Genomic DNA, 18,129 nt, shown 5'->3' on the forward strand with positions numbered 1-18,129 from the left:
CCTGTCCACAACCGAAGGATCAAGAAGCTCGTGAGCAGCAAGGTCCCCCCGATCATCCTCAACAACGGCGTCGAAATGCCCCAGCTGGGCTACGGCGTCTGGCAGGTGCCGGACGACGAGGCCGAGCAGGCCGTCGCCACGGCGCTGGAGGCCGGGTACCGCAGCATCGACACAGCGGCGATCTACGGCAACGAAGAGGGCACCGGCAAGGCCATCGCCGCCTCCGGCCTGCCCCGCGAGGACATCTTCGTCACCACCAAGCTCTGGAACAGCGACCAGGGGTACGACTCCGCCCTGCGGGCCTTCGACGCGTCGCTTCGGAAGCTGGGTCTCGACTACGTCGACCTGTACCTGATCCACTGGCCGCTGCCCTCCCGCGACGCCTACGTCGACACGTACAAGGCGTTCGAGAAGCTGCTCGGCGACGGCCGGGTCCGCGCCATCGGTGTGTCCAACTTCCATCCCGAGTACCTGCAGCGGCTGATCTCCGAGACCTCGGTCGTCCCGGTGGTCAACCAGATCGAGCTGCATCCGCATCTGCAGCAGCACGCCGCCCGCGCGTTCCACGCGGAGCACGGCATCGCGACCGAGGCCTGGTCACCGCTCGGCCAGGGCAAGGGCCTGCTGGAGGTGCCGGCGATCGTCGCCATCGCGCAGAAGCACGGGCGTACGCCGGCGCAGGTCGTGCTGCGCTGGCACATCCAGCTCGGCAACGTCGTGATCCCGAAGTCCGTGACGCCGTCCCGGATCAGAGAGAACATCGAGGTCTTCGACTTCACCCTGGACGACGAGGACCTGGCGGCGATCAGCGCGCTCAACGAGGACCGGCGCCTGGGCCCCGACCCGGCCACCTTCGACATGGCCTGACAGCCCCGCGCACCACGGCCGTCCACCCCGCCTGCCGGGGCGGACGGCCGTCCGCGTGGCCGCGCACGGTGTCAGTCGCCGGTCAGTCGCCCCGTACGTCCACGTGCAGGACCTCGAACTCCTCCAGGGCGATCACCGTGGCGTGTGCCTTGGCTGTGCCCTCGCGGCGGATCGCGGCCTGGCGGGCGCGGGCGGCGGCGAGTGAGGCGCGGTCGGCAAAGAGGACGCCGGTCATGCCACGGCCGCGTTCGCGGTCCAGGAAGAGGGCCGCCCCGGCGAAGCCGGGCAGCACCTCCAGCCGGGGCAGCACGCCGGCGTGGAAGGTGTCCGCGGCGAGGTCCGTGTCCGCCGGTTCGAACTCCAGCCGGGTGAGCCGCAGTCCGCCGCCGGAGAGGGTCCGTTGCCCGGCGTGGAAGACGGCGGCCTCGTAGTTCTCGACCGCGACGGTCCCGGCGAAGGGCTGCAGCAGTTCCGGCCGCCGCGCGCTCATCACCTCGTCGCTGATCCGACGGGCATCCGCGGACTCCCACCAGCTGACCGTGAGCAGCTTGCCGAGGTCACGGTCGACGAAGACGCCCGCTCCCCGGTATCCGGGGCGCTCCTCCAGCAGGTCGTGCCCGCGGGTGTTCAGGGCCCGGACGGCCGTGTCCAGCTGCGCCGGATCGCCGGTCGCGTACACCGTGCGTACGTACATGCGCCTCGCCTCCCGGAGCCGTGACCGAGTCGGCCGACAGCGGCCGATATATTCGCAGTGGCCGTTTTTCTTCAGTTTTGCCGTGGTCACAAATCACCGCAATACGCGTGTGTTTCACCGGTTCACCACGACAGGCTTGACGAGGACATGCGTACAGGTCCACGGTGTACGGCACCTGGTAAGGAAACTTTCCTAACAGAAGGGTCCCCCACCGTGCGCCTTCGAACCCTGTCCCTCGCCGCGGCCTCCGCAGCCGCGCTGCTCACCGCCGGAGTCCTGCCGGCACACGCCTCCGCCGGCTCCGCGGCGAGGTCCGCCCCGCACTCCGCCCAGGAGGGCTCGGTCAGTGCGGCCGACCTGCTCGCCAAGGTGACGTCCTGTTCCCAGATATCGAACGGCAAGTACAAGACGGACGACGAGACATCGGCCACGGTCCCCGTCTGCGGCAAGAACGGCGCGGTGTTCTGGAAGGCCGACATGGACATCGACTGCGACGGCCAGCGCACCACCGAGTGCAACGAGGACCGCGACCCCTGGTACCAGGACGACACCGCCTTCCACCAGTCCGACGGCAAGCCGCTGAAGGCGCAGTCGCTGCCGTACGTCGTGGTCCCCAGCTCCAGCAGCATCTGGAACTACGCCGGCGCCGGCATCAAGGGCGGTGGAGTGGTCGCGGTCATCTACCAGAACAAGGTGGAGTACGCCGTCGTCGGCGACACCGGCCCCACGCAGATCATCGGCGAGGCGTCGTACGCCACCGCCAAGGCACTCGGCATCGACCCCGACCCGGCCAACGGCGGCGTCGACTCGGGCGTGACCTACATACTGTTCAAGAACTCCAAGGTCTCCCCCATCGAGAGCCACAGCGCCGCGGTCTCTCTCGGAGACCAGCTGGCCAAGCAGTTCCTCCAGAACAACTGACCCGTGCGGTACGCCCGCCGGGCCGGCCCGGCGGGCGTACGACCACGGTGCCGACGTCGCCCCCGGGCGGCTGCCGGATCGCCCCGGCCGGCCGTTGTCACACGGGCCGTACCGCCCGGTGCACCGTGTGGGCCGCCAGTACGAACACGTCGGGACGCCGGTGGGCGCTGCCGGGGTCGGCGGGGTCGAGGAGACGGTCCAGGGCGGCGAGGTCGCCGGCGTCCAGGACGTCGGCGTGGATCTCCCGGGCCCGCGTCAGGGCGGCGACGACGAAGGCGCGGGCCCGGTCCGGGACGGGGGCCGGCACATCGAGGAGGAAGCTGCGGGTGCCCGTGTGCCTCAGGCCCGCCGCGCCCAGCAGGGCGGGCCAGTCCTCGGCCTCGGCGACCGCGCCGGGCAGCTCGGCTCGCATCCGGGCGAAGCGGTCCTCCTGGGCCACGTCGATGCGGGCCTGCAGTCCGGGACGGCCGAAGCCGATGTCGCGGGGCAGGTAGCGGGCGGGCAGGCCGCCCTCCAGGATGGCCAGTGTGCCGCCGGGGGCGAGCCGGGCGGCGAACGCGGCGAGCGCGGCCTTCTGGTCGCCGAGGTGATGCAGGCTGCGGCTGGCCCACAGCAGGTCCACCGGATAGTCCAACTCGGCGAGAACGCCCGGAAGTTCCCCGGCCAGCGTGTCGAAGCGGTCGGCGGCGCCCTGGCGGGCGGCGCGTTCGCGGGCGCGTTCCAGCAGAGGCGCGGAGCCGTCGGCGGCGACCACCCGCGCGCCGGGGAACGTCTCCGCGATCAGGCAGGCGATGACCCCGGGTCCGCTGCCCGCGTCCACGATCAGACCGGGCTCGGTCACTTCCTTGCCCAGCCACGCCAGGGCCCGCGCGTACGCGGGGCCGAACACCTCGGCCTCCGCCTCCATCAGCGCCGCCATGGCGGCCCAGTCGGTATCCCCTCCGTGGCCGTGGGCGTGATGGCCGTGCTGCCCCTGGGGGATGTGGTGGTCGTGTGCCATGGTGGTCAGCCTCTCGCTCGGATGCGGCCAGCCTGCGACGGCGCACGGGGGCGGTGCCACTTTCGTTGCCGGTGCCGCAAAAAGCGATCCGCCGGGGGCTCGTCCGCCGGCGGTCAAGCCCCCGGCGGACGGGCCGGCCCGACACCCGGGACCCGTCAAGTCCCCGAAACAACTGCGGACTTCACGTCACCGTCGCCGACTACACCGACGACGTCGGCGTGGCGAGACGCTGACCCACTACGGCGCCAAGTCCGGTGGGGAGGTCGCCGCTCCCGTCCCTCGATCCGCCACCGGTTTGCGGTAGGCACGCAGCGCGAACACCGGGTCGGGGCGGGGGCGGTCCTGGTCCGGCAGGCGGGTCAGCCGGGTGGCGAACTCCTCCGTGCGGGGCTCACCCGGTGGCAGCAGGGTGAACCAGCCGCGGCGCAGGTCGGCGATGGTGGTGCGGGGGCTGCGGCCCTGGCCGACGCCGGGGAACACGGCGTCGCCGGCCGGCCGCAGCCCGTGCCGGGCGGCGTGCGCGGTGACGGTGGCGGCGGCGTCCTGGGCGGGGCGGTGCGGGCGGGAGGCGAGGACGGCGTCGATGTCGCTGCCGACGTCGTGCGCCGCGGCCTTGTCGACGGTCGTGACGTACACCCCGCCGGGGCGCAGCACGCGGGCGCACTCGGCGACGATGGCGCGGACGTCCTCGGCGTCCTTCAGCAGATGCAGCAGCCAGATACTGGTGACCGCGTGGAAGGTGCCGGTGCGGAAGGGCAGGCGGCGGCTGTCGGCCCGTACGACCGCACCCGGCAGCCGGGCCCCCGCCATGCGGACCATGGCCGGGGTGAGGTCCGCGCCCGTCACCCGCAGCGCGGGACGGTCGGCGGCCAGCCGGCGGGTGACGATGCCGGTGCCGCAGGCGACGTCGAGGAGACGGCCCGGCCCGTCGGGGATCAGGCCGAGGATCGCCTCGGTGGCCGCTGCGGCGCGGGCCTCGCCGCCCCGGGACGCGTCGTAGGCGTCGGCTTCTTCGTCGTAGTCGAGCACGTCCCTCAGTGTCCGACGTGACCTGGGGCGATGTCCTCCACCCTGCGGGCGAGACGGAAGTCCTTCTCGGTGAGGGCGCCGCCCGCGCTGTGGGTGTGCACGCTGAGGGAGACGGTGTTGTAGCCGAGGCTGAGGTCGGAGTGGTGGTCCAGCTCGTCCTGGACGGCGGCGATGTGCATGACGAGCGCCGCCGCCGCGACATGCGAGCCGAGGCGGTAGGAGCGGGTGAGCCGGCCGGACTCCACCGACCAGCCGGGCAGCTCGGCGAGCCGGTCCTCGATCTCCTTCTGCGACAGCGGTTCGACGGCCATGGCCGGGTCTCCCTTCGAGGCGGCGGGAAGGAGGGCTACGCCATCAGCCTGCCACGCCGGCCGCGCGCCTACTCCGCCCGCGTCGGCCGCCTGCACACCCCCCTGGTTCAGTCCCCTGCACACTCCCCCGCATCAGCCGCCCGCACACTGCGCACATCAGGCGTGCGCGCACTCCGCGGCGAGGTCGTCGGCGAGTGCGGCGATCCTGGCCCGGCCCTCCACCTGTGCCACCCAGGGGTGCGGCAGGCCGGTGTCGCCGTACCGGGCGCCCAGCAGATTCCCGCAGATGGAGCCGGTGGAGTCGCTGTCGCCCGAGTGGTTGACGGCCAGCAGCAGGGCACGCGCGGCGTCGGGCTCCGCCAGGGCGCAGTAGACGCCGATGGCGAGGGCCTCCTCGGCGATCCAGCCCGCGCCGAGGGACTCCACCTTCTCGGCCGTCGGTGCCCCGTCGGCGGCGAGGTCCAGGGCGGCGCGCAGGGCGGCCGTCGTCTCGGTGTGGCCGCGGTGCCCCTCCAGCAGCCGCAGCGTGCGCAGCACCGCGCCCTCCAGGGAGTCCCCGGCGACCAGGTGGGCCACGATCGCGGCGAGGGCACCCGCCGCGTAGTAGCCGGTGGGATGGCCGTGGGTGATCTGGGCGCCGCGCGCGGCCATGGCGAAGGCCGTGTCGGCGGAGGTGACCAGGCCGAAGGGGGCCGAGCGCATGACCGTGCCGCAGCCCTTGGAGTCGGGGTTGACCTCGCCCGGTGTGCCGTCGAGCGGCAGCGCGGGGTCGGGCGCGTACATCTGGGCGACGCCGGACAGGCAGGCGTTGCCGGGGGCACGGCGGGCGTACAGCCAGGCCTCGCTGACCAGGCCGCCGGCCGGGACGCCCGGATACGACGGTGCCGGCCGGCCCGGCCCGGACCGCGACGGGGCCGGGAACGACGCGCCCGGTTGCGGCGATTCCGGCTGCGGCGGTTCCGGCTGCGACGGGCCCGGCTTGGACTGGGTTTCCAGCCAGCGTTCGTACGCCTGACGCAGCAGCAGCGGCCAGGCGCCGCCGATGCCCTTCTCGCGTTCCCGGGCGTGCGCCTGGATGAGGGCTTCGACGGTGAACAGGGTCATCTGCGTGTCATCACTGATCAGGCCGACCGCGCCGTGCGCGCCGGGCACGAGACCGGTGACGCCGCGGGCCCCGTGCGAGGCGCGGATGCGGTCCAGGGAGGCGAATTCCACGGGGTAGCCGAGGGCGTCACCGAGGGCGCCGCCGAGGAGACAGCCGCGGACCCTGGCCCGGTACACGGCCGCGGCCTGAAGGGACTGAGGGGACGAGGTCCGCCAGGGCTTCGACCACGGCTCGTGCATGCGTAACTCCGCAACTCCTGGACTACGGTCGGACGTATGACCATTGTCGCTTCCGGCCCCGCCGCGTCCGCCACCGCCCCCGCCGCCCTCGCCGCGTCCGCCGGTTCCGGCGCGTCCACCGCTTCCACCGCTTCCGCCGCTTCCGGCAAGGGCGTCGGACCGCTGCTGCGGGCCTGGCGGGAGCGGCGCCGGATCTCCCAGCTGGAGCTGGCGCTGCGTGCCGACTCCTCGGCCCGGCACATCAGTTTCATCGAGACCGGCCGGTCGCGGCCGAGCGAGGACATGGTGCTGCGGCTCGCCGGGCATCTGGACGTGCCGGTGCGCGAGCGCAACTCCCTGCTGCTGGCGGCCGGTTACGCCCCGCGCTATCCGGAGACCCCGCTGGACGACCCCGCGCTGGACGCGCTGCGCGACGGCATGGAGCGACTGATCCAGGGCTACGAGCCCTACCCGGCGCTGGTGGTCGACGCCGGCTACACGGTCGTCGCCGCGAACCGGGGCATCGCGATGCTGCTGGACGGCGTACCGGAGAAACTGCTCGGCCCGGCGCCCAACGCGATGCGGCTGACCCTGCATCCGGAGGGGCTGGCCCCGCGCATCCGCAATCTGCGCGAGTGGCGCGGGCATCTGCTCGCCCAGATGGAGCGGCAGATCGCCCTGGAGCGCTCGGAACGGCTGCGCGCCCTGTACGAGGAGGTGGCCGCCTACCCGGTACCGGAGGAGGACGCGCCGGCCGGTGAACCGGAGGAGCCCGTCGCGTACTTCGCGCTGCCGCTGCGCATCGAAGTCGGCGACCGGATCCTGTCGTTCGTGTCGTCGATCTCCACGTTCAACACACCGATGGACGTCACCGTCGCCGAACTCGCCATCGAGACGTTCCTGCCGGCGGACCCGGCGACCGCCAAGTACCTGCACACACTGGCCGGTTGACGCCTGCCCGCCGCCCGGATGCTTCTCGGACCGGTGTGCGGGAGGGCATCGCATGACAGACTGCCCGGGTACGTCGGCGCGTAAGGGGAGGGCGTGGCGTGAGTGAGCGGCGGGCTGCGCCCACCGTGGGTCAGGTGGTGCTCGGCAAGCGGCTGCAGGAGCTGCGGGAGGCGGCGGGCCTGGGCCGCGAGGAGGCCGCCCGGGTGCTCCGGGTGGCGCCCGCGACCGTACGGCGGATGGAGATGGCCGAGGTCGCGCTGAAGATCCCGTACGTGCAGGTGCTGCTGGACACCTACGGCGTGGCCGAGGAGGAGGCGGCCGCGTTCGTGCGGCTGGCCGAGGAGGCGAACCAGCCGGGCTGGTGGCAGCGGTTCCACGACGTGCTCCCGGACTGGTTCAGCCTGTACGTCAGTCTGGAGGGCGCCGCCCGGATCATCCGCTCGTACGAGCCGCACTTCATCCCCGGTCTGCTGCAGACCGAGGACTACGCGCGGGCCGTGCTGGAGGCCGGGACGATCGGGCAGACCTCGCCGCAGACCGTGGAACGGCATGTGTCGCTGCGCATGGAGCGGCAGCGGCTGCTGGAGCGGGACGACCCGCCCCACCTGTGGGTGATCATGGACGAGACGGTGCTCAGGCGTCCGGTGAGCACGCGCGGCGAGGTGATGCGCGCGCAGCTGGACCGGCTGCTGGAGTACGCCGAGCGGGACCGGGTCACGCTGCAGCTCGCCGAGTTCGCGGCGGGCCCGCATCCGGGGACGTACGCGCCGTTCACCCTGTTCCGGTTCGCCGAACCGGAGCTGCCGGACATGGTGTTCACCGAGTACCTGACCGGTGCCCTGTACCTGGACTCCCGCCGTGAGGTCGCCGCGCATCTGGAGGTCCTGGACCACATGACGGCGCGGGCGGCGTCGGCACAGCGCACGCGGACCCTGCTGCGGGAGTTCCGCCGGAGGCTGTGAGATCCGTGGGGAGTCAGGCCGCGCCTCCCTTGTCCCTGTCCTCGTCCACGATCTCGGCGTCCACCACGCCCTCCTCGTCGGGGGCGGAGCCCTGTTCCGTGGCCGGACCGCCGTCGGCGGAGGACGAGGCGGCCGCGTACATGGCCTGCCCCATCTTCTGGCTGACGGTGGCGAGCTTCTCCACTCCGGTGCGCAGGGCGGTGGTGTCGGCGTTCTGTTCCAGCAGGGTCTTCAGCTCCGCGACGGCCGTCTCGACCTCGCCGCGCGTGCCGGCGGGGACGCGGTCGTGGTTGTCGCGGAGGAACTTCTCGGTCTGGTAGACGAGTTGCTCGGCCTGGTTGCGGGTTTCGGCGGCCTCGCGGCGTTTGCGGTCCTCCTCGGCGTACTGTTCCGCCTCCCGCATCATGCGGTCGATGTCGTCCTTGGGCAGGGCGGAGCCGCCGGTGACGGTCATCTTCTGCTCGCGCCCGGTGGCGAGGTCCTTGGCGGAGACGTGCATGATCCCGTTGGCGTCGATGTCGAAGGCCACCTCGATCTGCGGGACGCCGCGCGGCGCGGGCGGCAGCCCGGTGAGGTCGAAGACGCCGAGCTTCTTGTTGTAGGCGGCGATCTCGCGTTCCCCCTGGTAGACCTGGATGCCGACCGAGGGCTGGTTGTCGGTGGCGGTGGTGAAGATCTCCGAACGGCGGGTCGGGATCGTGGTGTTGCGCTCGATGAGTTTGGTCATGATGCCGCCCTTGGTCTCGATGCCGAGGGACAGCGGGGTGACGTCGAGGAGGAGTACGTCCTTGACGTCGCCGCGCAGGACGCCGGCCTGGAGGGCGGCGCCCACGGCGACCACCTCGTCGGGGTTGACGCCCTTGTGCGGGTCCTTGCCGGTGAGGTCGCGGACCAGGTCGGTGACGGCGGGCATCCGGGTGGAGCCGCCGACGAGGATGACGTGGTCGATCGCGGACAGCTCGATCCCGGCGTCCTGGACGGCCTGGTGGAAGGGCTTCTTGCACCGGTCGAGCAGGTCGGCGGTCAGCTCCTGGAACTGGGCCCGGGTCAGTTTCTCGTCCAGGTGCAGCGGGCCCTCGGCGGAGGCGGTGATGTAGGGCAGGTTGATGGTCGTCTCCGACGACGACGACAGTTCGATCTTGGCCTTCTCGGCGGCCTCCCGCAGCCGCTGCACCGCCATCTTGTCGGCGGCCAGATCGATGCCGTAGCTCCCCTTGAACCGCTTCACCAGGTGCTCGACGATCCGCTGGTCCCAGTCGTCGCCGCCGAGGTGGGTGTCGCCGTTGGTGGCCTTGACCTCGATGACGCCGTCGCCGATCTCCAGCAGGGAGACGTCGAAGGTGCCGCCGCCGAGGTCGAAGACCAGGACCGTCTGTTCCTCGCCGCGGTCCAGGCCGTAGGCGAGGGCGGCGGCGGTCGGCTCGTTGATGATCCTGAGCACCTTCAGGCCGGCGATCTCGCCGGCCTCCTTGGTGGCCTGCCGCTGGGTGTCGTCGAAGTACGCGGGTACGGTGATCACCGCGTCCGTGACGTCCTCGCCGAGGTAGGCCTCCGCGTCCCGCTTCAGTTTCTGCAGCACCCGGGCGGACAGTTCCTGTGCCCGAAGGCGGGTGCCGTCGATCGAGCCCTGCTCCGGGAAGCGCCAGCTCGCGTCGCCCATGTGGCGTTTCACCGAGCGGGCGGTGCGCTCCACGTTCGTCACCGCCTGCCGTTTGGCGACTTCACCGACCAGCACCTCGCCGTTCTTCGCGAACGCCACCACCGACGGTGTGGTCCGCGCACCCTCCGCGTTGGTGACGACGGTGGGCTCGCCGCCCTCCAGGACGGCCACCACCGAGTTCGTCGTCCCGAGATCGATCCCGACCGCGCGTGTCATGGTCCGTCCCCTTCCGCCCGGGTGCCTGCCGCTCTCCCAGCACATGACGTGCCTGCGACGCTGTCAATGCCCGGGTTCCCCGGGAACGGCGATGCCGCGCCCCTTCAGCGGGACGCGGCATCCGGGGTGGTACGAGGCCTCAGGCCAGCTCGGCCGTCAGGGTGATGCTCGTACCGGTCAGGGCCTGGCTGACCGGGCAGTTCTTCTTGGCGTCCTCGGCGGCCGAGGCGAAACCCTCGGCGTCCAGGCCCGGCACCTCGCCGCGCACGGTGAGGTGGATGCCGGTGATGCCCTCGCCCGGCTGGAAGGTGACGTCGGCCTTGGTCTCCAGCCGGGTGGGCGGGGTGCCGGCGCCGGCCAGGGCGTGCGAGAGGGCCATGGAGAAGCAGCTGGAGTGGGCACCGGCGATCAGCTCCTCGGGGCTGGTCTTCCCGTTCGCGTCCTGGGAACGCGAGGCCCAGGTGACCGGCTGCTCGCCGATGCCGGAGGAGTCGAAGGTGACGACGCCGTTGCCCTCGAGAAGGTTGCCTTCCCAGACCGTGTGCGCGGTGCGCGTGGTGGCCACGATGATTCCTTTCCGTCGGATCCCGGTTCGGGGTTTTCCGTACCCCTATCCGATCACATCCTGGCTCGTCGCACGCTGAAGACCGGCCCGAGCGGGGTGAACGGAAGGTGCGGACGTGCTCGGCGCCGGTCTCGGCCGCGCCCCCTGGCCCCGCCCTGTCACCCGGGCGCGGTGCACATGACCAACCGGGTGCGGACCGGGTGCTCCTAGCGGCCGTCGTAGCCGGCCGTCGGCATGGACAGGCGGCGGTGCACGCGGGCCTTCATCTGCGCGTCGTACGACGGTTCGGCCCGCCCGACGGTTTCCACGCGCACGCCGCGTCGGGCGCACTCGGCGGTGAATGCCTCGACCGAGGACACGGCACGCCGGAGCACGCGCAGGCTGGGCGCGACGAAGACGTCCAGGCCGGGCCGGACGCCGTCCCACAGGGCGCAGTGGTCGAAGCGCAGTCCGCCGGCGAGGAGTTGCCGGGCGATGACGTAGCCGCGTTCGGCGGCCCAGCGGGCGCACATGGCGTGCTGGCTGCGCGAGTCGACGAGGAAGGGATCCGCTTCCAGTTCTTCCAGGGGGGTCAGGCTGGCGATGGCGATGACCCGCACCGGCGTGGGTGCAGGCGTGCCGGAGGTGCCCCGCAGTTGTCCCATGGCGTCCCCCTCACCTCCGGTTTCGCCGCCGACCCTACTCCTGCCCGCGGGCATCGGGGAGTCGCGCGAAGGAGGCGAAGAGGGTGCCGGTGGAGACCGACCGGTGAGATCACGCCACCTGCGCGATCCGGGACGGGAACATACGGATGCTCACCGATCCTCTGTTCGCCTGCCGGTGTTCGCTGCCGGCCGGGTCCCGGTGTGCGGACGCGGTGCCTGTCTCGCACCCCTACGGGGCGCTGTACTCCAGCACCCTTGAGGCGCCGACCGGCAGATCCCACAGGTCCTCCCTGTCCAGTCCCGCCTTCTCCCAGGCCGCCCGTACCCGCGTGAGCGGTTCCAGGACCGGCTCGGCCGAGAGGATGAAGGTGCCCCAGTGCATCGGGGCCATGCGGCGCGCGCCCAGGTCCAGGGTGGCCTGGACGGCTTCCTCCGGGTCGCAGTGGACGTCGCTGAGCCACCAGCGGGGGTTGTAGGCGCCGATGGGCATGAGGGCGAGGTCGATGCCGGGGTAGCGGCGGCCGATGCGGGTGAACCAGTGGCCGTAGCCGGTGTCGCCGGCGAAGTACAGACGCTGTCCGTCGGCGTCGGTGAGGACCCAGCCGCCCCAGAGGCTGTGGCAGGTGTCGGTGAGGGTGCGCTTGGACCAGTGGTGGGCGGGGACGAAGTCGAAGCGGACTCCCGCCCGTCGCCCGCCGCCGCCCTCGGCCGAAGGGCCTGCGGTGCCGTCCCTCGGATGCAGTTCGGCGCCTTCCCACCAGTCCAGCTCGGTGACGCAGGTGAAGCGGCGGCGGCGGAACCAGCGGCCGAGGCCGGCTGGTACGAACACCGGGGTGTCTCGCGCGAGTTGCCGCAGGGTGGGGGCGTCGAGGTGGTCGTAGTGGTTGTGGCTGATGACGACGGCGTCGATGCGCGGCAGGGTCTGCCAGGGGACGCCGACGGGGGTGATGCGGGCGGGGGTGCCGAGGATACGGCGGGACCAGACCGGGTCGGTGAGGACGGTCAGGCCGCCGATCCGGACGATCCAGCTGGCGTGTCCGGCCCAGGTGACGGCGAGGGTGCGGGTGTCGACGCGGGGCAGGGGTGCGGGCGCGCAGGGGAGCCGGGCGATGTCGGCGAGGCCTTCGGGTCCGGGGCGTACGGCGCCTTCGCGGGCGAAGCGGGCGAGGGCCTTGAGGCCGGGGAGGGGGGCGGTGAGCCGGTCGTGGAAGGTGCGGGGCCACACGCGGTGTTCACCGAGGGGGCGGGGTTCGGCCAGCGGGGGGAAAGGGGGGGCCGGGGGAATGGTTTCGGCAGCTTCGTCGGTGTGTGCGGTCGTCGTGGCCACCGTCGTCGTGGTCGTCGTCGTGGTCGTCGCGGCGGGACCGGGCTCAGCCGTGCCGGGCTCGTACCTCTCGGTGTCATGGATCTCGGTCTCATGCGTCTGCTGCGTCATCGAGGAGGCTCCCATCGCTGAGCGTCGTCGCGGAGATCGCCGAGGGCCGACGTCAAGGACATCAACGCGCGTTGCACGTGCGGCAGTTCCAACGGCGCGGGTGAGGTGAGGCATTCCGTGCGCTCCTCGTCCGTACCGCCCAGCAGGGGGCCCGTGGCGAGTCGTACGCGCAGCGCCCCGAGGTCGTCGCCGAAGCGGTGGCCGCCGGGGGCGGGCATGCCGAGGCGGGTGGTGAGGAGGTCCTCCAACTCCTGTGCGTCGCCGACGCCTTGTGCGGCGAGGGACTCACGCAGCGGGCCGAGGTCGGCGTACAGGTGGCGGCCGGCCTGCGGGGGGCGGGCGAGCGCGCCGGCGGCGACGACGGCGGCGTGCGCGGCGGCGGCCACGCACGCGTGCAGGCGTACGACGGCCTCGCGGCGCTCGGTGACGGGTGGGGGTTCGTCGAGGGCGTAGCCGGCGGCCGCGGCGACGGGTGCGGCGATGCGGGCGCCGAGCGCGGTGAGGATGTCGAGCACGCGCGCGTGCAGGTGTGCTCCGGGTTCGGTGGCCGGGAAGCGGGCGACGGCGGCGGGCCAGCCCGGCGGCAGCAGGGATCCGGCGAGGTCGGTGACGACGGTGACCAGGTCGGGCCGCATCTCGGCGGGGCTGAGCAGGACGGTGTCGTGGGGGTGGTGCAGGGTGTCGCGCCAGGTCTCGTCGCTGACCAGGTGCAGTCCCTCGGCGGTGGCCGCCTCGACGGTCTCGTGGAGAAGTTCGGGCGGGGCGACGGTGGCGGTGGGGTCGTCGGCGATGGACAGCACGAGCAGCCGCGGGTCGCCGCCCTCGGCGCGGACCCTGCGCACGGTCTCCAGCAGGGCGTAGGGGTCGGGGACGCCGCCGCTCTCGGCGGGTGTGGGCACGTGGTAGGCGGGCCGGCCGAGGACGCGGGCGTATGGGGCCCACCAGGCGGCGCAGGGGCGGGGGACGAGGACGTCACCGCCGTCCGAGGCGAGTGCGGAGGTGAGGGCGAGCAGCAGTGCGGGGGCGCCGGGGCCGGCGGCCGCCTGGTCGGGGACGGTGGGCAGGCCCCGCCGGGTCCAGTAGCCGCAGGCCGCTTCGAGGAGGGCGGGGGCGCCGCCGACGGGCTGGGCGTCGGTGCGGCTTGCCGCGGCGGCGAGTACGGCGGTGAGTTCCGGGAGCACGGGGAGTCCGTCGCCGGGCAGGGGCGGGCCGTAGCGGACGGGGCCGTGCCCTTCGGGGTCCGTCCGCCGCATGTCCGCCTCCGCGCAGTCCGGGTTCCGTGTGCCGCCCGGTCCGGTGCCGTGTGGCCGGGGCGGGCTGTGTCGTCGTGGGCTGCTGTGTGGTGTGGTCCTGTGGCCGGGTCTGTCCATGGCCTGGGGTGTCGGTCGGTGTGGGGGCCGCTTGCCGGTGTCCTTGTCGGGGCGTGTACCCGCGGGGCGGCCGTCCATGGGAGTGTCGGGCGTGGCCCGGGTCACACGTCCGTGCGCCGGTCGGTGGGGGCGCGCCGTCGGCCGTACAGCCGGTAGCCCGCTCCGCCGCAGGCCGCGGCCATGAAGGCGGCGCCGCCGGCGAGGGCCGGGACCGAGTCGGTGAAGGTGCCTCCCTGGCCGGCTTCGACGCCGTGCTGCACGGTGGCCGGATCGCATCCGCCGGCGTCGTGGCCCTTCCGGTCGTCGGCTCCGCCGCAGCCGTGGCCGTCGTCGGGGCAGTCTCCGCCGCCGGTGCACTCGCCACGGCCGTCGTGACACTGACCGCCCTCCCGGCACGCGCTCCCGCCGGAGCACGCCTCCCCCGCCCTGCACTGCGCGCCACCCTCGCAGTCCTCCCCCGCCCTGCAATCCGCGCCGCCCTCGCGGTCCTCCCCCGCCCTGCCCCCCGTACCGTCCCCGCTGTGCTGGCAGTCCTCCCCTGCCTCACACTCCGCACCGCTCTCGCGGTCCTCCCCGGCCCTGCCCCCCGTACCGTCCGGACCCGGGCAGGACTCCGGGCTGGGGCAGCCGCCGTCGTCGTCCTCGCACGGCTCGCTCTCCCGGCACGGCGTGGCGCCGTCGTCGCAGGGGGCGGCGGCGTCCGCGCAGGCGTGTGCCGCGCCGCACTGCTGCGGCGCGGCACACGGTGCGGTGTCGGTGCCACCGACCGCGGCGCGGGTCGGGGAGACGGGGCCGGCGCTGTGGGGTGGCAGCACGGGGTCGGCTGCGTGGGTCGGGGACACCGGACCGGCGGCGTGGGTCGGGGACACGGGGCCGGGGCCGCCCTCATCGGCGGTCGCGGTGGGCCCGGCCAGGGTGATGGCGGCACCGGCTATGAAGGCTACGGACAGGGCACGGGCGGTGCGGCGCATGGGGCGGGCTCCTCGGCGGGCACGGCGGGCGGTCGGCGGCGGTACGCCGGACACCGGTACGGCAGTACGCCGGAACCGGTGGGACGGTGCCTCCGGTGCTGTACCGGCGGTGCCGGTGGCACTGCCCGGCGGTGTCGCGGGTACGGGGCACGGGGCGTGCCCTCGCTGCCATCACAGCCCCGGCGGCGCCGCGGCGCGCGCGGCCGGCCCCCATTCGCGGGACAAGGACGGCCGGCCGGGTGAACACACCGGCCGCGCGTCTCCCGCCCCCTCCCTGACGACGTTTCGAGGTTTTCCGTCCCCTGCGCAGGTGACTCGGTATCTGCTGACCGGATCGTCCGCTTCGCACCTCACCAGGAGGTTCCTCCATGAGCACCAAGGTCTCCGACCACATCCTCGAGCGCTTGCGCGCTTGGGGCGTGGAACAGGTCTTCGGCTATCCGGGTGACGGCATCAACGGGCTGCTCGCCGCCTGGGGCCGGGCCGAGGACCGGCCGCGGTTCATCCAGTCCCGGCACGAGGAGATGTCCGCTTTCGAGGCGGTCGGGTTCGCGAAGTTCAGCGGCCGTATCGGGGTGTGCGCGGCCACCTCGGGGCCCGGCGCGATCCATCTGCTGAACGGCCTGTACGACGCCAAGCTGGACCATGTGCCGGTGCTGGCGATCGTCGGCCAGACGAACCGGACCGCGATGGGCGGCTCCTACCAGCAGGAAGTCGACCTGCACACGCTGTACAAGGATGTCGCCTCGGACTTCGTGGAGACGGTGACGGTGCCCGAGCAGCTGCCGAACGTGCTGGACCGGGCGATCCGCACGGCCTACGCGCGGCGCTCCCCGACGGCCCTGATCATTCCTGCCGACGTGCAGGAGCTGGACTACTCGCCGCCGACGCACGAGTTCAAGATGGTGCCCTCCAGCCTGGGCATGAGCGACTACACCGCCACGCCCACGGACGAGGCGCTGCGCCGCGCGGCGGATGTGCTGAACGAGGGCGACAAGGTGGCGATCCTCGTCGGGCAGGGCGCGGCCGGTGCGGTCGCGGAGGTGCAGGAGATCGCCGAACTGCTCGGCGCGGGCGTCGCGAAGGCGCTGCTCGGCAAGGACGTGCTCAGTGACGAGCTGCCGTACGTCACCGGGCCGATCGGGCTGCTGGGCAGCCGGCCGTCGTACGAGCTGATGCGGGACTGCGACACCCTGCTGACGATCGGGTCGTCGTTCCCGTACACGCAGTTCATGCCGGACTTCGGCAAGGCGCGCGGGGTGCAGATCGACATCGATCCGCACATGATCGGTATGCGTTTCCCGTACGAGGTGAATCTCGTCGGTGACGCGAAGGCGACGCTGCGACGGCTGATCCCGTTGCTGAACGCCGACCGGGGCGGGCGCGAGTGGTACGACACGGTCTGCGCGAACGTGACGCGCTGGCACGAGACGATGGAGCGGCGGGCCGGGCTGTCGGCCGACCCGATCAACCCGGAGTACGTGGCACGGGCGCTGGATCCGCTGCTGCCGGACAACGCGATCCTGACCTCGGACTCCGGTTCGGTCGCCAACTGGTACGCGCGGCACATCACGATGCGGCCGGGCATGCGCGGTTCGCTGTCCGGGACGCTGGCGACGATGGGGCCCGGGGTGCCGTACGCGATCGGAGCGAAGTTCGCGCATCCGGACCGGCCGGTGTTCGCGCTGGTCGGTGATGGCGCGATGCAGATGAACGGCCTGGCGGAGATGATCACGGCGGCGAAGTACCGGGACCGCTGGTCGGATCCGCGGCTGGTGGTGGCCGTGTGGAACAACCGGGACCTCAACCAGGTGACCTGGGAGATGCGGGCCATGGAGGGCGCGCCGTCGTTCCTGCCGTCGCAGGAGATCCCGGACGTGCAGTACGCGGCGTTCGCCCGCTCGCTGGGGCTGACCGGTGTCCGGGTGGAGAAGCCGGAGGAGGTGGAGGCGGCCTGGCGGACGGCACTGGAGGCCGACGGGCCCGCGGTGGTCGAGTTCCTCACGGACCCCGCCGTACCGCCGATCCCGCCGCATGCCACCTGGGAGCAGATGGAGGCGACGGCCGCGGCGATCCTGAAGGGGGATGCCGACCGCGGCTCGATGGTCAAGCAGGGGCTGAAGGCGAAGATGCAGGAGTTCCTGCCCGGCAAGGACAAGCGCTAGTCCCCTGGAGGGAGACATGCAGCGAGGCAGTGACCGGCTGAGCGTCCACCGGGACGACGAGATGAAGCACGAGCTGCAGGGCCTGCTGAGGTCCGGGCATCCGACACGGGTGGAGGAGTGGCACGATCCGGAGCCGGCCGCGGACGACGACCCGGAGGTGTGGAGCGGTCCCGTGGGCGGACTGGGTTCGCCGGCGTCGCTGGAGCGGGTGCGGACGGAGCTGGCCCGGACCCTGAGCCGCGGTTGCTTCCCGGCGACCGCGCGGGACCTGGCGCGGATGCTGCGCCGGCGGAACGCGCCGGCCGCTTTGGGTGACGCGGTGGCCGGGCTGCCGCACTCGGCCCGCTACGAGAACGTGCAGCAGCTGGCCGAGGCGCTGGTGGGCCGCGGATGAGCCGGGGCCAGGCGGCCGAGATCGCGAGCGGGGCCGGCGTCGACGTCGAGGTGGCGACCACCCGGTTCCTGCTGTACGGACTGCTGCCCGGCTGGTTCGTGCCGGGGCTCGCCGACTGGGTGATGCACCGGCGCACCCGGATCGAGGACACCGTCGGCACGAAGGAGTCGGTGATCCATGCGCTGATGATGGCGGAGGTCGGTCTGCCGATCGCGCTGACCTTGCGCTACCGGATCAATCCCCTGCTGCTGAGCGTGCAGCTGGGGGCGGCGGCGGTGCACGAGGCGACCGCGCTGTGGGACGTGCGCACGGCTGTCCGCAGCGACCGGGAGGTCAGGCCGGTCGAGCAGCACATCCACAGCTTTCTGGAGTCGCTGCCGTTCGGTGCGCTGGCCTCGCTGATGTGCCTGCACGCCGACCAGGTGCGGTCGCTGCTGCGGGGCGGGCGCGGGGACCCGGACGCCTGGCGGCTGCTGCCGCGCCGGCGCCCGCTGTCGCCCGGCTATCTGGCGGGCATCGGCGTGGCGATCGGCGCGTTCGTGCTGCTGCCGTACGGCGAGGAGCTGTGGCGCTGCCGGCGGGCGGCCCGGGCGAGGAAGGGGCGCGCCCGCGCCCACAGGGCCGCGGTGAGGAAACTGAAAGGGAACTGAG

Annotated in this window: 18 protein-coding genes; 7 read left to right on the forward strand and 11 right to left on the reverse strand. The window is 72.8% G+C overall.

From position 1 onward, the window contains the following. Positions 1–30: 30 nt before the first annotated feature. The gene (locus tag ACZ41I_RS11755; RefSeq protein WP_468513960.1) at positions 31–867 is read left to right on the forward strand and encodes an aldo/keto reductase; all 837 of its coding nucleotides are present in this window, start codon (positions 31–33) and stop codon (positions 865–867) included. A gap of 82 nt (positions 868–949) precedes the next feature. Here ACZ41I_RS11755 and ACZ41I_RS11760 read toward each other — a convergent pair whose 3' ends face one another. Continuing rightward, on the reverse strand, positions 950–1,561 hold the full coding sequence (locus ACZ41I_RS11760) for a hypothetical protein (protein ID WP_363216236.1): 612 nt from the start codon (positions 1,559–1,561) through the stop codon (positions 950–952). Positions 1,562–1,774: 213 nt separating this feature from the next. Here ACZ41I_RS11760 and ACZ41I_RS11765 point away from each other — a divergent pair, with 213 nt between their 5' ends. Then, complete coding sequence (locus ACZ41I_RS11765; RefSeq protein ID WP_468513961.1) at positions 1,775–2,482, forward strand: glycoside hydrolase family 75 protein; 708 nt, start codon at positions 1,775–1,777, stop codon at positions 2,480–2,482. 97 nt (positions 2,483–2,579) lie between these two features. Here the strand turns inward: ACZ41I_RS11765 and ACZ41I_RS11770 are convergent, their stop codons facing one another. The 4 genes from ACZ41I_RS11770 to ACZ41I_RS11785 all read right to left on the reverse strand — a co-directional run bounded on the left by ACZ41I_RS11770 (position 2,580) and on the right by ACZ41I_RS11785 (position 6,166). After that, the gene (locus ACZ41I_RS11770; protein WP_363216238.1) at positions 2,580–3,482 is read right to left on the reverse strand and encodes a class I SAM-dependent methyltransferase; all 903 of its coding nucleotides are present in this window, start codon (positions 3,480–3,482) and stop codon (positions 2,580–2,582) included. A 237-nt stretch (positions 3,483–3,719) separates the two neighbouring features. Next, positions 3,720–4,511, reverse strand: a complete 792-nt coding sequence (locus tag ACZ41I_RS11775) for a class I SAM-dependent methyltransferase (RefSeq protein ID WP_468513962.1) — start codon at positions 4,509–4,511, stop codon at positions 3,720–3,722. 5 nt (positions 4,512–4,516) lie between these two features. Next, positions 4,517–4,822 (reverse strand): 4a-hydroxytetrahydrobiopterin dehydratase, encoded by a 306-nt coding sequence (locus ACZ41I_RS11780; RefSeq protein ID WP_468513963.1) that lies wholly within the window; start codon positions 4,820–4,822, stop codon positions 4,517–4,519. A gap of 156 nt (positions 4,823–4,978) precedes the next feature. Further along, complete coding sequence (locus ACZ41I_RS11785) at positions 4,979–6,166, reverse strand: ADP-ribosylglycohydrolase family protein (RefSeq protein ID WP_468513964.1); 1,188 nt, start codon at positions 6,164–6,166, stop codon at positions 4,979–4,981. A 36-nt stretch (positions 6,167–6,202) separates the two neighbouring features. Between ACZ41I_RS11785 and ACZ41I_RS11790 the strand changes: the two genes are divergently transcribed. Both ACZ41I_RS11790 and ACZ41I_RS11795 read left to right on the forward strand, forming a co-directional pair. Continuing rightward, positions 6,203–7,096 (forward strand): helix-turn-helix domain-containing protein, encoded by an 894-nt coding sequence (locus ACZ41I_RS11790; protein ID WP_468513965.1) that lies wholly within the window; start codon positions 6,203–6,205, stop codon positions 7,094–7,096. A gap of 98 nt (positions 7,097–7,194) precedes the next feature. Beyond that, on the forward strand, positions 7,195–8,058 hold the full coding sequence (locus tag ACZ41I_RS11795) for a helix-turn-helix domain-containing protein (RefSeq protein ID WP_363216244.1): 864 nt from the start codon (positions 7,195–7,197) through the stop codon (positions 8,056–8,058). Positions 8,059–8,071: 13 nt separating this feature from the next. On the opposite strand, the gene dnaK is transcribed toward ACZ41I_RS11795, so the two are convergent. The 6 genes from dnaK to ACZ41I_RS11825 all read right to left on the reverse strand — a co-directional run bounded on the left by dnaK (position 8,072) and on the right by ACZ41I_RS11825 (position 14,919). Continuing rightward, positions 8,072–9,934 carry a molecular chaperone DnaK gene (dnaK, locus tag ACZ41I_RS11800; RefSeq protein WP_399766012.1) on the reverse strand — a complete coding sequence of 621 codons (1,863 nt, stop codon included), beginning with the start codon at positions 9,932–9,934 and terminating at the stop codon, positions 8,072–8,074. Positions 9,935–10,073: 139 nt separating this feature from the next. Then, on the reverse strand, positions 10,074–10,499 hold the full coding sequence (locus ACZ41I_RS11805; protein ID WP_363216246.1) for an OsmC family protein: 426 nt from the start codon (positions 10,497–10,499) through the stop codon (positions 10,074–10,076). 206 nt (positions 10,500–10,705) lie between these two features. Continuing rightward, entirely contained in the window at positions 10,706–11,143 is a 438-nt protein-coding gene (locus ACZ41I_RS11810; RefSeq protein ID WP_363216247.1) for a hypothetical protein, read from the reverse strand. A 229-nt stretch (positions 11,144–11,372) separates the two neighbouring features. Next, a complete protein-coding gene (locus ACZ41I_RS11815) occupies positions 11,373–12,578 on the reverse strand; it encodes an MBL fold metallo-hydrolase (protein WP_468513966.1) in 1,206 nt (401 codons plus the stop codon). Continuing rightward, the gene (locus tag ACZ41I_RS11820; protein WP_468319133.1) at positions 12,575–13,831 is read right to left on the reverse strand and encodes an aminotransferase class I/II-fold pyridoxal phosphate-dependent enzyme; all 1,257 of its coding nucleotides are present in this window, start codon (positions 13,829–13,831) and stop codon (positions 12,575–12,577) included. The genes ACZ41I_RS11815 and ACZ41I_RS11820 overlap by 4 nt, the downstream gene beginning before the upstream one ends. A gap of 218 nt (positions 13,832–14,049) precedes the next feature. After that, positions 14,050–14,919: a hypothetical protein gene (locus ACZ41I_RS11825; RefSeq protein WP_468513967.1), complete on the reverse strand. Its 870-nt coding sequence runs from the start codon at positions 14,917–14,919 to the stop codon at positions 14,050–14,052. A 368-nt stretch (positions 14,920–15,287) separates the two neighbouring features. On the opposite strand from ACZ41I_RS11825, the gene ACZ41I_RS11830 reads away from it, so the two are divergent. From ACZ41I_RS11830 to ACZ41I_RS11840, 3 genes are read left to right on the forward strand one after another with little or no spacing between them, the layout of a single operon-like run. Further along, positions 15,288–17,084 (forward strand): thiamine pyrophosphate-requiring protein, encoded by a 1,797-nt coding sequence (locus ACZ41I_RS11830; RefSeq protein WP_468513968.1) that lies wholly within the window; start codon positions 15,288–15,290, stop codon positions 17,082–17,084. 16 nt (positions 17,085–17,100) lie between these two features. Continuing rightward, positions 17,101–17,478, forward strand: a complete 378-nt coding sequence (locus tag ACZ41I_RS11835; RefSeq protein WP_363216252.1) for a DUF2795 domain-containing protein — start codon at positions 17,101–17,103, stop codon at positions 17,476–17,478. Beyond that, entirely contained in the window at positions 17,475–18,128 is a 654-nt protein-coding gene (locus ACZ41I_RS11840; protein ID WP_468322655.1) for a diguanylate cyclase, read from the forward strand. The genes ACZ41I_RS11835 and ACZ41I_RS11840 overlap by 4 nt, the downstream gene beginning before the upstream one ends. Position 18,129 lies beyond the last annotated feature (1 nt).

Source organism: Streptomyces sp. NPDC030799 (assembly GCF_055572255.1).

What these genes read in the sequence shown, in the direction of transcription:
- ACZ41I_RS11825 (WP_468513967.1), bottom strand. Translation starts at nt 14,919, where the DNA reads ATGCGCCGCACCGCCCGTGCCCTGTCCGTAGCCTTCATAGCCGGTGCC.
- ACZ41I_RS11835 (WP_363216252.1), top strand. Translation starts at nt 17,101, where the DNA reads ATGCAGCGAGGCAGTGACCGGCTGAGCGTCCACCGGGACGACGAGATG.
- ACZ41I_RS11840 (WP_468322655.1), top strand. Translation starts at nt 17,475, where the DNA reads ATGAGCCGGGGCCAGGCGGCCGAGATCGCGAGCGGGGCCGGCGTCGAC.
- ACZ41I_RS11815 (WP_468513966.1), bottom strand. Translation starts at nt 12,578, where the DNA reads ATGACGCAGCAGACGCATGAGACCGAGATCCATGACACCGAGAGGTAC.
- ACZ41I_RS11820 (WP_468319133.1), bottom strand. Translation starts at nt 13,831, where the DNA reads ATGCGGCGGACGGACCCCGAAGGGCACGGCCCCGTCCGCTACGGCCCG.
- ACZ41I_RS11770 (WP_363216238.1), bottom strand. Translation starts at nt 3,482, where the DNA reads ATGGCACACGACCACCACATCCCCCAGGGGCAGCACGGCCATCACGCC.
- ACZ41I_RS11780 (WP_468513963.1), bottom strand. Translation starts at nt 4,822, where the DNA reads ATGGCCGTCGAACCGCTGTCGCAGAAGGAGATCGAGGACCGGCTCGCC.
- ACZ41I_RS11760 (WP_363216236.1), bottom strand. Translation starts at nt 1,561, where the DNA reads ATGTACGTACGCACGGTGTACGCGACCGGCGATCCGGCGCAGCTGGAC.
- ACZ41I_RS11810 (WP_363216247.1), bottom strand. Translation starts at nt 11,143, where the DNA reads ATGGGACAACTGCGGGGCACCTCCGGCACGCCTGCACCCACGCCGGTG.
- ACZ41I_RS11785 (WP_468513964.1), bottom strand. Translation starts at nt 6,166, where the DNA reads ATGCACGAGCCGTGGTCGAAGCCCTGGCGGACCTCGTCCCCTCAGTCC.
- dnaK (WP_399766012.1), bottom strand. Translation starts at nt 9,934, where the DNA reads ATGACACGCGCGGTCGGGATCGATCTCGGGACGACGAACTCGGTGGTG.
- ACZ41I_RS11790 (WP_468513965.1), top strand. Translation starts at nt 6,203, where the DNA reads ATGACCATTGTCGCTTCCGGCCCCGCCGCGTCCGCCACCGCCCCCGCC.
- ACZ41I_RS11830 (WP_468513968.1), top strand. Translation starts at nt 15,288, where the DNA reads ATGAGCACCAAGGTCTCCGACCACATCCTCGAGCGCTTGCGCGCTTGG.